The sequence below is a fragment of the Halomonas eurihalina genome (assembly GCF_008274785.1).
GTDB lineage: Bacteria > Pseudomonadota > Gammaproteobacteria > Pseudomonadales > Halomonadaceae > Halomonas > Halomonas eurihalina.
The window spans coordinates 500,208-514,700 of record NZ_VTPU01000001.1 but is presented as its reverse complement, the minus strand read 5'-3'; the positions used below and the strand labels follow the sequence as shown (position 1 = coordinate 514,700).

At 63.5% G+C, this 14,493-nt stretch carries 15 protein-coding genes and 1 tRNA gene; 11 read left to right on the top strand and 5 right to left on the bottom strand.

Translation table 11 applies throughout. The features are described 5' to 3' along the window. Positions 1 to 2 precede the first annotated feature (2 nt). From FZZ93_RS02620 to FZZ93_RS02605, 4 genes are all read right to left on the bottom strand, one after another. On the bottom strand, positions 3 to 1,172 hold the full coding sequence (locus tag FZZ93_RS02620; protein ID WP_149320761.1) for an MFS transporter: 1,170 nt from the start codon (positions 1,170 to 1,172) through the stop codon (positions 3 to 5). After that, positions 1,169 to 2,497 (bottom strand): lysine N(6)-hydroxylase/L-ornithine N(5)-oxygenase family protein, encoded by a 1,329-nt coding sequence (locus tag FZZ93_RS02615; protein ID WP_149320760.1) that lies wholly within the window; start codon positions 2,495 to 2,497, stop codon positions 1,169 to 1,171. Before FZZ93_RS02615 ends, FZZ93_RS02620 begins: the two co-directional genes overlap by 4 nt. A 15-nt stretch (positions 2,498 to 2,512) precedes the next feature. Further along, positions 2,513 to 4,066 (bottom strand): pyridoxal phosphate-dependent decarboxylase family protein, encoded by a 1,554-nt coding sequence (locus FZZ93_RS02610; RefSeq protein ID WP_149320759.1) that lies wholly within the window; start codon positions 4,064 to 4,066, stop codon positions 2,513 to 2,515. Positions 4,067 to 4,382: 316 nt separating this feature from the next. Continuing rightward, complete coding sequence (locus FZZ93_RS02605; protein WP_149320758.1) at positions 4,383 to 6,494, bottom strand: TonB-dependent receptor; 2,112 nt, start codon at positions 6,492 to 6,494, stop codon at positions 4,383 to 4,385. A gap of 227 nt (positions 6,495 to 6,721) precedes the next feature. On the opposite strand from FZZ93_RS02605, the gene FZZ93_RS02600 reads away from it, so the two are divergent. Together FZZ93_RS02600 and FZZ93_RS02595 are read left to right on the top strand one after the other, a co-directional pair. Further along, positions 6,722 to 6,798, top strand: a tRNA-Ile gene (locus FZZ93_RS02600). 97 nt (positions 6,799 to 6,895) lie between these two features. Beyond that, a complete protein-coding gene (locus FZZ93_RS02595; RefSeq protein WP_246146071.1) occupies positions 6,896 to 7,135 on the top strand; it encodes a hypothetical protein in 240 nt (79 codons plus the stop codon). A 194-nt stretch (positions 7,136 to 7,329) separates the two neighbouring features. Here FZZ93_RS02595 and FZZ93_RS02590 read toward each other — a convergent pair whose 3' ends face one another. Next, positions 7,330 to 8,061 (bottom strand): LexA family transcriptional regulator, encoded by a 732-nt coding sequence (locus tag FZZ93_RS02590; RefSeq protein WP_149320757.1) that lies wholly within the window; start codon positions 8,059 to 8,061, stop codon positions 7,330 to 7,332. Here FZZ93_RS02590 and FZZ93_RS18700 point away from each other — a divergent pair. From FZZ93_RS18700 to FZZ93_RS02545, 9 genes are read left to right on the top strand one after another with little or no spacing between them, the layout of a single operon-like run. Next, positions 8,060 to 8,581, top strand: coding sequence for a helix-turn-helix domain-containing protein (locus FZZ93_RS18700; RefSeq protein WP_223111756.1), 522 nt, complete (start codon positions 8,060 to 8,062; stop codon positions 8,579 to 8,581). The two genes, FZZ93_RS02590 and FZZ93_RS18700, sit on opposite strands and share 2 nt — an antisense overlap. A 2-nt stretch (positions 8,582 to 8,583) precedes the next feature. Next, complete coding sequence (locus FZZ93_RS02580; RefSeq protein ID WP_149320756.1) at positions 8,584 to 9,021, top strand: hypothetical protein; 438 nt, start codon at positions 8,584 to 8,586, stop codon at positions 9,019 to 9,021. Continuing rightward, on the top strand, positions 9,018 to 11,084 hold the full coding sequence (locus FZZ93_RS02575) for a DNA-binding protein (protein WP_187774440.1): 2,067 nt from the start codon (positions 9,018 to 9,020) through the stop codon (positions 11,082 to 11,084). The genes FZZ93_RS02580 and FZZ93_RS02575 overlap by 4 nt, the downstream gene beginning before the upstream one ends. 39 nt (positions 11,085 to 11,123) lie before the next feature. After that, a complete protein-coding gene (locus tag FZZ93_RS02570; protein ID WP_149320755.1) occupies positions 11,124 to 11,843 on the top strand; it encodes an AAA family ATPase in 720 nt (239 codons plus the stop codon). Between the two features lie 2 nt (positions 11,844 to 11,845). Further along, positions 11,846 to 12,475: a hypothetical protein gene (locus tag FZZ93_RS02565; RefSeq protein ID WP_149320754.1), complete on the top strand. Its 630-nt coding sequence runs from the start codon at positions 11,846 to 11,848 to the stop codon at positions 12,473 to 12,475. Further along, on the top strand, positions 12,472 to 12,852 hold the full coding sequence (locus FZZ93_RS02560; RefSeq protein WP_149320753.1) for a hypothetical protein: 381 nt from the start codon (positions 12,472 to 12,474) through the stop codon (positions 12,850 to 12,852). The genes FZZ93_RS02565 and FZZ93_RS02560 overlap by 4 nt, the downstream gene beginning before the upstream one ends. Next, the gene (locus FZZ93_RS02555) at positions 12,849 to 13,445 is read left to right on the top strand and encodes a hypothetical protein (protein WP_149320752.1); all 597 of its coding nucleotides are present in this window, start codon (positions 12,849 to 12,851) and stop codon (positions 13,443 to 13,445) included. Before FZZ93_RS02560 ends, FZZ93_RS02555 begins: the two co-directional genes overlap by 4 nt. Beyond that, on the top strand, positions 13,442 to 13,873 hold the full coding sequence (locus FZZ93_RS02550; protein WP_149320751.1) for a hypothetical protein: 432 nt from the start codon (positions 13,442 to 13,444) through the stop codon (positions 13,871 to 13,873). The genes FZZ93_RS02555 and FZZ93_RS02550 overlap by 4 nt, the downstream gene beginning before the upstream one ends. 1 nt (position 13,874) lies before the next feature. Further along, positions 13,875 to 14,492 (top strand): DUF3164 family protein, encoded by a 618-nt coding sequence (locus FZZ93_RS02545; protein ID WP_149320750.1) that lies wholly within the window; start codon positions 13,875 to 13,877, stop codon positions 14,490 to 14,492. Position 14,493: the final 1 nt, after the last annotated feature.

Here is a 14,493-nt window from a genome sequence, read left to right as displayed (position 1 = left end):
GGTCAAGTCCTTGCAGAAACGGAGTCGGTGGATCGCTCGGCTGTCGTGTCTCCGGTCAGCAGCAGGCGGTAGGCCAGGGCGCAGAGAGCGAAGCCCAGCGCGGCGACGATGAAGGGGCTGATCAGGCCGTGGGCATCGACCAGTCGGCCGGCGCTCCACGACGCGATGAGCACGCCGAGCCCCTGGAAGATGTGGATCTTGCTGAAGTCGCTGGCGTATCGGTCGGGTGTGCTGAGCTGGAACAGCCGCAGCTCGAGGCGGACGGTGACGCGGAACAGCGCCCAACCGAACAGGATCCTCCCGGCGAAAATGGCGGTTGTGTCGCCACTGGTCTGCAACAGCAGGCCAATCAGGCCGATGGCCAGCGGCAAGACGATGGCGCTGCCGCTGGCGCGACGCCCCAGCAGGTCGAAGGCCAGCAGTGCCACGGCCACGCCACCGGGAATGGCGAAGACGGCGCCGGCCAGCAGCTCGCCCGGTAGCCCCGAGGCCATCTCCCAGTAACGGGCGAAGAAAGGGCGCGTCAGGTGGGCGCTGAAATAGAACAGCAGCATCACCATGCCAAGACGCAAGAGGGCGGCGCTGGTGCCTGGTACCGACGGGGTGCTGGGGGTTGAGTGGGGCACTCGACCACGCCGGAGCAGCAGCAGGCAGACGACGACCTGCAGGGCATCGCTGACCGCCATCACCCGGAATATCTGGGCCGCCTGCCAGTGTTCCAGTACCAGGCCGCCGACCACGGCGCCGAGGATGCCGCCGGCGTGCACCACCACCGAGAGCGTGCCGATGAGGGTGGCGTGGCGTGCCTGTGGTTCGACATGCATCAGGTAGGGATAGACCAGCAGATAGCTGGCCTTGGCCACCAGCATGGCCAGCGACAGGCCCCAGAACAGCGGCAGCGAGGCGACCTCCGCGCAGGACAGGCTCAGGCCGCCGGCCAGCAACTGGGTGCCGAGCAACAGCCGCAGGGTGCCGATGCGTCGCGCCAGGCGTGCCCAGCCGGGCAGGGCCAGCATGACCACCAGACCGCACATCGCCAGGTAGAGGCCGATGTGCGAGGGATCGGTCACCCCAAAGCGCGCGGCGAAGAACTGCGGGTAGAAGGGCAGCAGCATGGCATCGCTGATCACCGCCACTGCTGTCACGGCTACCAGCCAGGGCGTCGGACTCATGCGGGCTCCGGGCGCTGGGGTTCGAAGACCGCCTCGCTGGGGGCGCCGAAGCGCTGATAGGCGATGCGCCTTTCTACGGGATAGATTTCCCGGCCGGTCAGCTCGCGAATGAGACAGGCGTTGCGATAGGGCCCCATACCCAGGTCTGGAGCCACCAGGCTGTGGGTGTGCAGTTCGGCATTCTGCACGAACAGCTCGCCGCGGCCGCCGTCGATGTCGTAGAAACGCCCCACGGCATAGCGGCCGGATTCGTCGAAGGCGATGCGCGAGGCGATCGGCGCCAGGAAGTCCGGCATGTGGTAGCGGTAGCCGGTGGCCATGATCAGGGCCGGCGTGCGGTGGCGATAGTGGCGTTGCTGTTCGGTATGCCACAGGGTCAGGTCATACTCGCCATGCTCGCTGTCGTAGCGGCAGGTTTCGAGGCTGGTGTTGGTGAGCAGCTCGCTTTGGACCTCGCCGTTCAGTTCCTTGGTGTAGCGCAGGTCGTAGATGGCGTTGATCAATTCCAGGTCGATGCCCTTGTAGAGCCCCTTCTGACGCTGCATCAGCGTATTGCGGGTGGCCTCGGGCAGGGCGTGGAAGTAGTCGATGTAGTCCGGCGAGGTCATCTCCAGGGTCAGCTTGCCGTACTCGAGCGGGAAGAAGCGCGGTGAGCGGGTGATCCAGTCGAGCCGGTAGCCGAAGCGATCGATGTCGGCGAGCAGGTCGTGGTAGATCTCGGCGGCGCTCTGGCCGCTGCCGATCAGGGTGATGGCCGGCTGGCGCTGCAGCTTGGCCTTGTGATCGAGATATTCGCTGGAATGCAGGGGCCGCGGTGCGACATCGCGACAGCCTTCCGGCAGGAAAGGGGTCGTGCCGGTGCCGAGCACCAGCCGACGGGCGAGGTGCTCGGTCATCTCACCGCTTGTGGTGTTGCGGCAGCCCACCCGATAGAGATCCAGGGCGTCATCATGCTCGACCCGCAGGACCTCGGTGCCGAAGCGGATGCTGTCGAGCTGGGCCGCCGCCCACTGGCAATAGCGGTTATATTCGGCGCGCAGCAGGAAGAAGTCCTCGCGGATATAGAAGTTGTAGAGCCGGCCCCGCTGTTTCAGGTAATTGAGCACGCTGAAGCGGCTGGTGGGGTCGGCCATGGTAACCAGGTCGGCCAGGAAGGGCGTTTGCAGGTGAGCGTCTTCCAGCAGCATGCCGGGGTGCCAGTCGAAACCGTCGCGACGTTCGAGGAAGAGGCCGTCGAGGTCGTCGATGGGGTCGGTCAGGCAGGCCAGCCCCAGGTTGAAGGGGCCGAGGCCGATGGCGATGAAGTCGTGGACGTGCTGGGTCATGGAGTCCTCTCGGAATCAGGAAGCGGTGGCGCTGGCCTGAGCCTCGCGCCAGGCGTGACCGTGATGGGCGATGCGTTCGGCGATGGCGATGAGATCGTCGAGGCGGGTATCCGGGTTGAGCAGCGTGAACTTGAGGTAACGGCGCCCCTCGACACGGGTGGCGGCGATCACCGCCTCGCCGCCGCGCGACAGGGCTTCCCGGATCCAGGCATTCATGGCGTCGAGTTCGGCCTCGTCGAGTTCCGCCGGGCGGTAGCGGAAGACCAAAGTGCTCATCGGTGGGTCGAGCAGCATCTCGAAGTCGGGCCGGGCCGCCAGATGGGCATGGGCTTCGCCGGCCAGGTCGATGACGCGCTCGAACATCTCGCCCAACGCCTCCGCGCCCATGATGCGCAGGGTCAGCCATAGCTTGAGGGCGTCGAAACGCTTGGTGGTCTGCAGGCTCTTGTTGACCTGGTCCGGTGTGCCCTCCAGGGCCTGGCTCTCCGGGTTCAGGTAGTCGGCATGGTGGGTGACGTGCCGAAGGTCGGCACTGCGCCGCACCAGAAAGGCGCTGCAACTCACCGGTTGGAAGAAGGTCTTGTGGTAGTCGATGGTCACCGAGTCGGCATGCTCGATGCCGGACAGACGATGGCGTTCGCGAGACGAGCACAGCAGGCCGCCCCCGTAGGCGGCGTCGACGTGCAGCCAGATGCCGTGTTCCCGGCACAGGGCGGCGATTTCCTCGAGCGGGTCGATGCTGCCGAAGTCAGTGGTGCCGGCGGTGGCCACCACGGCGATGGGTGTCAGTCCCGTGGCCAGGCATTCCTCGAGACGCTCGCAGAGGGCTTGTGGGTCCATGCGGTAGTCGGCGTCGCAAGCCACCGGCATCACCGCCTGGTAGCCGAGGCCGAGAATCGCCGCCGATTTCTGCAGGCTGAAGTGGCTGATCTCCGAGCCGAGGATGCGCAACTGGCGGTAGTCCGCCGGTAGGCCCTGTTGCTTGTTGCCGCCCGGGCGCTCGAGCGAGGCGCCGTGGTGGTCACGGGCGATCATCAGGGCCATCAGGTTCGACTGGGTCCCGCCGCTGGTGAAAACGCCGTCGGCCTCATCGCCCAGGCCGATGCGCTGTGTCGTCCAGTCGATCAGTGACTGCTCGATGAAGGTGCCGCCAGCGCTCTGGTCCCAGGTGTCCAGGGAGGAATTGATTGGCGACAGGATCGTCTCGGCGAGGATGCCGGGCAGCACGATGGGGCAGTTGAGGTGGGCCACGTAGCGTGGATGGTGAAAGTAGACGGCGTCGTCCAGATAGATGCGCTCCAACTCATCCAGGGCCGGGCGTAGTTCGCCGAGCGGTGCGTTCAGGTCGATGGCATCGAAGTGGCCGCGGAGTTCTTCGGGCCTGGCGCCGCTGAAGGGACGCTCCACATCGGCCACCTTGCGGCGAACCAGATCGATGCAGCGCGTCGCCTGTTGCCAGTACGCCTCGGCGTGTCGGGCGTTGAATAGCTGATCGGCCGCCAGGGGAGCGGGCTCGGTGCCGAGCCCACTCGCCTTGTCTTCTCGTCTGTCCTCTAGCCGTGATGTCATGAGATCACCTTGTTCGTTCCTCTTCGCCGGGCCTGTTGGCCCGGCGCCGGATGCCTCCAGGGCCTGCAAGACCCATGAGATGAGGCGGCTACCTGTTAGTACGAATGCCTATCATTTTTGTTCAAGCACAGGGATGACGTATGAGGCAGCGAGTTCTGAACCCGGATGAGAAATTTTTTTCACGCAGAGGCAATGCGGAGGCGCAAAAGGCCGGTTGATGAAGCGGCTAGGGAGGAGGGGAAGGCAAGCGGTGTGGCGGGAAGCAAAGCGGGGACGACAGGTGTCGTCCCCGGAGGCCGCCGCCCGGGCGAGGCGCTTAGTAGTCCATTGACCAGCCGAGCGTGAAGGTGCGACCGCGTCCTTGATAGTCGTAGAGGTATTCCGGGCCGTAGTAGGGCGAGTAGAACATCGCCGCACGCTGGCCCCAGGCCGTGGAGTACTGCTTGTCGAGCAGGTTGGAGACGCCAAGGCTGAGCTCGCCCACCGGCAGGCGCTGACTCAACGACAGATCCAGGGTGGTGTAGCCCTCGATCTCGCGGTCTTCGGCATCCTCCAGATCGAAGGCATGGCTGGCCTGGAGACGCGCGGAACGCTCGCCATTCGGATCATGCCAGCCGACATAGGCCGTGGCGGAGGAGAGCGAGGCATAGCGGGCGTCGCGCTTTTCCCAGTCGCCCTCGTCGTTCTTCTGCTCGGAACGGACCATGTGCAGGGTACTGCCGACCTCGAAGCCGTTGTCGAAATAGCGGGTCACCGCGCCCTCGAAGCCGTAGTCACGCTTCTTCTGCTCGACCACGCTGACGCTGAGGTCCTCGGCGTTCTCCACGGCCTTGTCGGACCAGGCGTAATAGAGGGCCGCCTGGGTCATCCAGTCGGCACCGCGATAGCGCCAGCCGATCTCGACCTGATCGGTCTTGATGGCGGAGAGCGGGTTTTCGGCCACGCTTACGTCCGCGCTCTTGCCGTAGTACTTGGCCGGGTCGGGCAGCTCGAAGCCCTGGCTGAACTGCAACCAGTTCTGGTGGCCGTTACCGTAGTCGTAGAGAGCGCTGGCATTGACCAGGGTGGCGTCATAGTCGTTTTCGCCGCCAGGAACGCCCTTGAAGTCCTCGACCTCGACATCCATGTGCTGCTGGCGCACGCCGGCGGAGAGCTTAAGCCCCTCGGTGACCTGCCATTCGCTCTGGGCGAAGGCGGAGATGCCGTCGACCTGGTAGCTCGGGTAACGCGGTTCTGTCCCGGCATCCTGCTGTACCAGGCCGCCACTGGCGTCGGAGACGGCCTTGTCGAACGACATCTGGTTGGCGTCGAAGGTTTCGCGGTCCAGATCCATCCCGTAGGTCAGCGACAGGCTGTCGGTCAGGTCGGCATCGAACAGCGCCTTGAGCCCGGAAAGATCGGTGTTCTGCTTGGAGGCCTTGAACTGGTAGCCGCCTACGACCGGATAGGGGAAGGCCTGGAAGCTGGCTTCTTCCTCGCGATGAAAGGCCTGCAGGTAGAAGTCCTGGCCGAGCAGGTCGCCATGGTGATACTGCAGGTTGAGCATCTTGCGGTCGGTGGTTGGGTCGCGGTCGGAGTCGTAGCCGTCGCGGATTCCAGCGTCGCCGAGATTCGGCGTGGCGGCATCCAGGTCGGGGAAGTAGACACCGCGATCTCCCTCGTAGCCGGATTTGTAGATCTGGGCGGCGAGTTGTAGGGTCTGCTGCTCGGCCAGGCGGATGTCGAGGCTGCCCATGACGTCGATGCTGCGGTTGTCCTGCAGATCGGTCTGGGCGATGTCGGGGAAGATCTCCTGGCCGTTGGCGTCGTAGTGGCGGCCATTGTCCTCGTAGGCAGCGGCGATGCGGCCCTTGACCTTCTCGTTGCCGCCGCTGATCGACTGGGCGAGACGGTAGTTCAGGTCATCGCCGCCGTTGAAGCCGGAGGTCATGCTGGTCTCGGTGGCCAGGTGGAACCCCTCGCGCTCGCCCTTCTTGGTGATGATGTTGATCAAGCCACCTGTCGCGCCGCCGCCATAGAGGCTGCTGGCACCGGAGAGCACCTCGACGCGCTCGATGTTGAACGGATCGATGGAATCGAACTGCCGCGAGATGCCGCGCGAACTATTCAGCGAGACGCCGTCGATCAGCACCTGGGCGGTGCGGCCGCGCATGTTCTGGCCGTAGTTGGTGCGGCCTTGCGGGGCGAGATCCAGCCCCGGCACCAGTTTGCCGAGCGCAGTCTTCAGATCGGCGCCGGCGCGTACCTGGTCCTGCAGTTCCTCCTGGCCAATCACCCAGACGGCACCGGGAATCTGGCTGATTTCGGAAGGTGTGCGCGAACCGACCACGACCATGGTGTCTTGTTCGGTGGTCTCCTGGGCCAGTGCCAGGCTGGGCAGGGTGCCGGCCAGTGCCGCGAGTCCGGCTGTCAAGCGTATGGAATGCATGTCGTGCCTTGTAAATTGTGTTGAGCAAAACGGAACGGAATGTTTCGGGACGGGCGGGATTATAATGAACAAATATGACATTGATAAGCATTATCAACGGTGAGGGCTCGTCGCACGCCACGGGATACGACCACGAGATCGCGCCCCACGTTATCCTTGGTCGCACTGGAGCGAATCGCCACTGGCCTCGGCCGGCGGCTTTCGATATCATACGCAGCCGCTGATGCGGGCCTATAGCTCAGTTGGTTAGAGCAGGGGACTCATAATCCCTTGGTCGCTGGTTCGAGTCCAGCTGGGCCCACCAATGGAATCAGTATCTTACGAATTATCTCTGGTGAGTCCCATAGTCCAAGGGTACAGTTTCGGTACAGTGCCGATCCTTCAGCCTCCTGGAGACTTTCATGGCCACCATCGTCAAGACCCCTGCCGGTAGTTGGAAAGCCGTCATCCGCAAGACCGGCTGGCCCACCACCGCCAAGACCTTCCGTACCAAACGAGACGCTCAGGACTGGGCACGCCGCACCGAAGACGAGATGGTGCGTGGCGTCTATATCCAGCGCAGCGCCTCGGAGCGCATGACGCTCGAAGCCGCGCTCAAGCGCTACCTAGCCGACGTTACCCCTACTGTGGGTTGGCGGTAGATATGGCACTAGAGACCAAGCGGCGGTATTTGGCGGGAAAACACGGGATCCCATGGAACGAGCCCAGCAGTGATGCGGGTTTCAGAGAGGGTCGTTCCGGTAGGTGAGCGGGAAATCAGTGCCAAAGACGCGCAAATAAGAAAACACCGTTTCCTAACCGGAGCGGCGTTTTTTTGTGGGGTTTATGGCACCGCCTATAGAGAGCGCCACGAAGCAACCACGCGAGCAACGATCTGGATGCGTTCGAGCTGTTTGGCTTCGGACAAGTGTATGTGGTGATCCTCAGCCTCCATGATGGATATCAGCCCGCCTGCCATATCCAGGCGCAGACGGCGAATGGCCGAGTTGGTGGCGTTGTCCAGGATGAAGCGGACGATGTAGATGCCGTCCTGCGGCGGGAGTTCACCAGGAGTGAGCCCTGTCTTGATCTGCCCTTCGGTGCGGTGCTGGTACGTTTCACACAGCAACAGGTCGCCAGGCTGGATAGTGGGCGCCATGGCGTCTTCACGCGTCTCCAGGAAGCTGAGGCGGCTGGGCTCTAGGCCTTGGGCAGCCAGCCAGTCACGGCGCACGGCATGTCGACGGCTGAGCACCCCCTCTTCAGTGCTTGCCATCTCTTCTATGTATACGAAGTCGTCGGCCTCCTGACGATAGCCCCCTGCCTCGTGTGGCTGGTTACGCATTGCTGTCCTTTCGCCGCGTCCGGTGGCTATCCAGTCTAGGGAAACACCGCCAGCTTGAGCCAGCCGGGCAACGCCGGCAAATACGGGCACTGACTCTCCCATGATCCACCTATTCAGCGTGGACAACGAAACCCCAGCCGCCTCCGCTGCATTCTTTCTATTGCCAATCCCGTCAGCAACCTCAGCGATACGGGTTCCGATTCCATTCTCGGCATTCGGAACCGAGTTTGAGTCGTAGCTCATGAGTTCCGTTTCTCTCCAAGTACCTGAAACCTCGCGCAAAGCCAAACTTGGGTTGCAAGAATGCATTTACGGGGAATCAGAACTCCGAATATGGGTTTACATCATCCCATGTTCGGGTTATGTTTACGACCAAGGACGGGTTAGACATCCCAAAAAACACCACCCAGGTGACGCTATGAAAGCTACTGATGTCCCTCTTGAACCAGCACATCGATGGGAGTGGTTGAAGTACCAACTCCGCGTCAGGGGCAGTTCTCTAAACAAGCTCGCCGACGAGCTCGGTATCGGCAGCAGCGCCGTTAAGGACGCAAAGCATCGTCGGTACCCGCGAGTTGAGCGTGCTATTGCACAGAAACTCGGGCTCCACCCTGGTGCGATCTGGCCAGAGCGCTGGAATGCCGATGGCACGCCTAACCGCCAGCGCCCGAATCGTGCGGAAAAGAGCGCATCAATATCAACAACGCTTCATCTTAGCGGCTCTAACGCTAATACGCATCGTCAGCGTGTGGTGGAGGCGTAGACATGCGGCGTGTCCGAGATACCCAGACATTAGACATCTTTGAAGTTCCTACTCCTGTCGTGCCCGCCCCAGGCAGTGGCAACTATGCCGCCCAGGTCAGCGAACTGGTCGGCGGGGTGCTGAAGGACTGCCTGGTCGACCGTTATGAAGTGGCGGCACAGATGAGCCGGCTCTCAGGTGACGACGTCTCCAAGCACATGCTGGATGCCTGGAGCTCGCCTGCACGCACCGAACACAACATCCCCCTCTATCGCGCTCCGTTGCTCGAGGAGGTGTGTCATAGCCACGCCTTCACCGATTGGCTAGTGCATCTACGCGGCGGCCGGGTGGCCTATGGCCGCGAGGCGTTAGCGGCCGAGTACGGCAAGCGCCAGCGGATGATGGAAAAGCTCAAGGCCGACATGCGCGAGCTGAAGAAGCTGATGGGGGAAGAGGAATGAACTGCCAGACCTCATCGATGATGCGCAACTGGTACACCGCTAAGGAACTGGCTGGTTTGCCGGGGCTGCCCGGTACTGAGCGCGGCGTAAAAAAGGCTGCAGATCGTGCGGGCTGGGAGGCCCAGCGTCGTATCGGCTCCAAGGCGGTTGAGTATTCCTTTGCTGTCCTTCCTGCCGAGACCCAGAACGCCCTGATCGCCCAGACCATCGGCCAGGCCGAACCGGAACCTGTCGTCGAACCTGAGAAAGACTCAGTCGAGACACGTCGGCTTTCCGATACCCAGCGCCGCGTCATGGCCGCCCGCGTGGCGTTCGTGCGTGAAATCGAGCGCATGAGCCAGATGGTCAGCCAGCAACGTGCGATCCAGGCCCTGGTCGATATGGCCTCGGCGGGCGAATTGTCGCCATACCTCAATGAACGGGTGTCCATCGCCAACGACCGCAAGACGGAGACCCGCACGCTCAGTGAGCGAACTCTCAAGCGCTGGGTATCGGCATTCCGCAAGGAGGGAGAGCGCGGCCTGGCCCCCAAGCGTCGCAAGGCCGACATGAGCATGCCGCCCTGGGCTGGGGACTTTCTCAAGCGCTACCAACGCCCGCAGAAGCCCAGTGTGGAAGCCGCCTACCAGCAGTTGGTCGAGCAGACCGAACCACCTCACCCCAGCATTCACCAGGTGCGCCGCTGGTTGGCCAAGCTGTCGCCCGAGGCCCGCGAGCGGGGCCGCATGGGGCCACGTGAACTCAAGGCACTGCAGCCGTTCAAGCGCCGCAGTACCGATGGACTTTGGCCCAACGACGTCTGGGTTGCCGACGGCCACACCTTCGATGCTGAGGTGATCAACCCATTGACCGGCCAGGCCTTCCGCCCCGAAGTCACAATGATCATCGACTGGGCGACGCGGCAAATCGTCGGCTTCGCCATTAACCTCGCTGAGTCGACGCTGGCCACCCTGGATGCCCTACGTGACGCCGTCAGTCGTGCCGGCATGTTCAATCTGTTCTACGTCGACAACGGCTCCGGCTTCGACAACGCCAGCATCTATGAAGTCATCGATCGCTTGGGCGGCACCATCACTCACTCGCTGCCGTACAACTCGCAGGCACGCGGCGTCATCGAGCGCCCGCACAAGTCGATCCTGGTGCGCCTGGCCAAAGAGTTGCCCAGCTACATCGGCGCCGATATGGACCCTGAAGCCGCCGGTCGAGTGCACAAGCTCTCGCGCCGGGACATCGCTCAGGGCCTCAAGCCGGCCCAGTTGCCCAACTTCCAGACATTCTTCGACCGTCTCAATGAGGCGCTCAACGCCTACAACCACCGGCCTCATAAGGGGCTACCGAAGATCCGCGATCTAGAGAGCGGCAAGCTGCGTCATCAAAGCCCGATGGAGGCATGGAAGTCCGCCGAAGCCGAGGGCTTCGAAGCGCTGACCGCACCTGCAGACACCGTCGCTTCGCTGATGCGGCCCCAGGAAACCCGCAAGACGCATCGCGGCGAAGTGCGCTATGCCGGTGGCATCTACTTCCTGGATGCCCTGCGCGACTTCCATGGCGAAGAAATCAAGGTGGCTTGGGACTACCGCGACGTCAGCAGTGTGGGCATCTACACCCTCGCGGGCGAGTGGATCGGGGATGCGGTACTGGACGGCAACGCTACCGACGCCATGCCGCAAACGATGATCCAGCGTGCCGCCGACAAGCGTGAGCGGGGACAGCTCAACCGGCTGGTCAAGAAAGCCAAAACGGTCACCGGAAAGGACGTCGAGATCCGCACTGTCGAGCCGATGTCAGCTCCGTTCGAATACGACGAAGAGCGACTCGCCGATGCCCGGGCCTACGCCCAGCAACTCGAAGACCAACACGCTCGCTTCGAGATCCCGCAGGACAAGGTCCAGCGATACCGCCTCTGGCAGAAGTTGGATGCACGGCTGCGTGCAGGAGAGGAACTCGGCGAGGCCGAACAACGCTGGCATGCGAACTACCAGCACCACAACGATTTTCGCGCCATCGCGAAAGTAATGGATGCGGACGGGCAGCCACCCGTCCGCAACCGGCGGGCCGTCTGAACCACGGCCCATGACAACCCAAGTCGCTAAGGAAGCACTATGAGCGTCAATACCATTGTACCACTGACCAATGTCGCGCTACTCGCCAGCGCCGTGGAAAGCGCAGCCAACCGGCCACCAGAACTCCCAGGCCTGGTCGTGATGTATGGCCCCAGCGGCTACGGCAAAAGCCTCGCGGCTGCCTACGCCGCCAACCTGCATCGCGCCTACTACGTCGAATGCCGCGAAAGCTGGACAAAGAAAGCGTTTCTGACCGCCATTCTGCGCGAGATGGGCATCATCCCCATGAAGACGCTCAGCGAGATGGTGGACCAGGTCGCCGAGCAGCTCTCGCGCTCCGGGCGCCCGCTGATCGTCGACGACGTCCAGTACGTCATCGACAAGGCAGCCGCTAACGTGCTCACCGACATCTATAACGCCAGCCAGGGCACGCTGATCCTGATCGGTGAAGAACGTGTGCCAGCCTCCATGTCACGCCTGGAGCGCCTACACAATCGTGTCCTGGAGTGGGTGCCAGCGCAAGCCGCTAGTCTGGACGACGTCCGAGCCTTGGCCGAGAAGTCCTATCCCGACATCGCGATTTCCGACGACCTCTTGGAAGCCGTCAACAACCGGGTCAAAGGGTGCCTGCGCCGTGTCGCGGTGAACCTCTATCAGATCCACTCCGAGGCCCTGGCCAACGGCTGGCAGCATGTCGACCAGGCCACCTGGGGGGATCGCCATATCCATACCGGCCAGCCGCCGGCACGCAGGGGGTGAGCATGGCAAAGCGACACGCGACCTCAGCCACTGCCGCGAGCGCGGCCCCCAATCGTCAGCGTATCTGGGAGACCATTCGCGCGCTGCACGCCGATGGCCAGCCGATCTCGGCACGCGACGTCTGGGCGTCGATGGTCGACACCATACCGCGCACGCGCGTTGAGGACTACATCCGAAGCCTTGCGGCCGGCGGGTACCTCAAGCTCCGGAACCCCGACCGTAAGCGAGGCGTCGTGGCCGAGTTCGAACTGATCCGGGACGTCGGCGTTGAGGCACCACGCGTTCGACGCGATGGCACCGTCCCGCCGGTTCCAGGGCGTGAACAGCTATGGCGCACGCTGCGCATCATCGGCGACTTCACGGCTGCCGAACTGGCGGATGCCGCCAGTACGCCTGAATCGCCGATCGCCAGGAACACGGCCAACGAATACTGCCTGTTCCTGCGTGCAGCGGGCTACCTCCAGGTGACGCGCCCATCGTCTCCAGGGGTGCCAACTCGATTCCGCTTATTCCCCAGCCGTTGGACAGGACCGCTGGCACCGATGATCCAGCGCACCAAGCAACTCTATGACCCCAACACCGGTAAGACCGTGTATACCCGCGTCACCAAGACAGAGGGAGGTGAGCCATGAGCGCCATACGTCGAACTCGCCCCGTGGATCTTTCCGGGTGGGGCGATCAGCCGCCGCGCTGGATCCGCCTGCTCGCCGCCGAGGTCGAGGCCAGCAATCGCACACTGGCCGGCAAGCACGTCGGTATCTCGCGTTCGGCAGTGTCTTTGGCACTGGCCAATCGCTATCCCAGCCCCAGCACCGACAGTCTCGAGCGCCGCGTTCTGGAGGCGCTGGATGGTCGCGACTGCCCCGCCCTGAGTGAGCGGATCAGTGTCGAGCAATGCCGGCAATACCGCGATCGGCCCGCGCCGACTCACAACCCGATGTCGATGCGCGAGTGGCGTGCCTGCCAAGGCTGCCCTCACAACCCCAGCAATCAGCGAGGTGACACATGAGTATTCGTGGCACCTGCCCGGAATGCGGCCTGAGCGCCGACATGGCGGCCTTCGTCGCCCAGGGCGAGCATAACCAGGCCCTGGCCGCTGCGTTGGAGATTCCCGGCCAGCTCGGCCCACGCGTCGTGCGCTATCTCGGTTTGTTTCGGCCGCAACGCAAAGCGCTGGCCGGGGGCAAGGCCGTACGTCTGTTGACCGAGCTCCGCGATGCCATCGCCCTGGGGCGAATCAGCCGACATGGCGTCACCCGGCCGGCACCGGTCAGCGTCTGGGCCACCGCACTGGATCAATTGCTGGAGCGCCCGCCCGCCAAATTGCCGCTGCACGGCCACGGCTACCTGTTCGAGGTGGTGGCCAGCGTCGCCGATCAGGCCGATGCCCAGGCCGAACGTCAGCGTGAAGAAGCCGCGCGCAGCGGTAGCAATGCCAAAGCGCCTGCCAATGCCCCGGCGCACCTCGAGCGTTCCACCGAGGATGTGCTCGCCGAGCATCAGCGCCTCGCTGGCCAGGCCAAACCCCAGGAATCACCTCGTGGCCCCACGCCGCTGAGCGAACTGCTGAAGGGCGCCCCTCGCGCCAAGGAGGACTCATGACGACGTATCCCGATGCCGTGCTCGAGCACTACGCCGATCGCTTCATCCTGTTGAGGTTGTCGCGTTGGGGGATCTCCCTGGTGCAGTACCTGGCCAACCCCTTCCGCTACGAGTTGCTGGCTCTCACCAGCGAACCCTTGTTGCCCGCTCAGCAGGCCGTCGCGCTGCGAATCTGGCAACGCTGGGACACCGGACTGGATGTCGAGGGAGCTGCAACGACGCCACCGGTAGACCCGGACGAGCTGATCGATCCCCGTGAGCTGATGGCGCAGTGGCGGGCCGAGGCAGAGCAGGCTCAGCAAGCCGTGGCACATCTCCCCCAGCGCAACGGCGCCATCATCGAGCCGCTCGCGCACCACCGTCACGAGCGAGGAGCCCACCGTTTCTCTGCCGACTTCTCCCGTAAGCACGCCTGCAAAGGAGCCTGACATGAACGCCCAACAGATTCCCGACGGCTACCGCCTCGACGCCAAGAACCGGCTGATCCCCGAGGATCAGATCAAGGATATCGACAAGCTGCGCGACGAGTTGGTGCTGGCCATCGTCGATCGTGCCTGCGAACTGCGCGACATGCTGCGCGACTTCAAGGGCGACACCTTCACCGAGATCGAGGCTTTCGTGGCGACCTCGGCCAAGGAGTACGACGTCCAGATCGGCGGCAAGAAAGGCAACGTCCAGCTCGTCTCATTCGACGGCAAGTACAAGGTCGTCCGCGCCATCCAGGAGTCGATCACCTTCGACGAGCGACTCCAGGCGGCGAAGGGCCTGATCGACGAGTGCCTGCGTGAGTGGACCGCCGACGCTCGCCCGGAGGTGGCGACCATCGTCCAGGATGCCTTCCGCGTTGACTCGGCCGGCAACATCCGCACCGGTCAGGTGCTCGGCCTGCGCCGCCTGAACATTCAAGACAAGCGCTGGCTCAACGCGATGGACGCCATCTCGGACGCCGTCCAGGTCACCGGCTCCAAGAGCTACGTGCGGATCTACGAACGGGTCGGAGACAGCGATCAGTACAAACCCATCAGCCTCGATATCGCCGGGGTGTGAG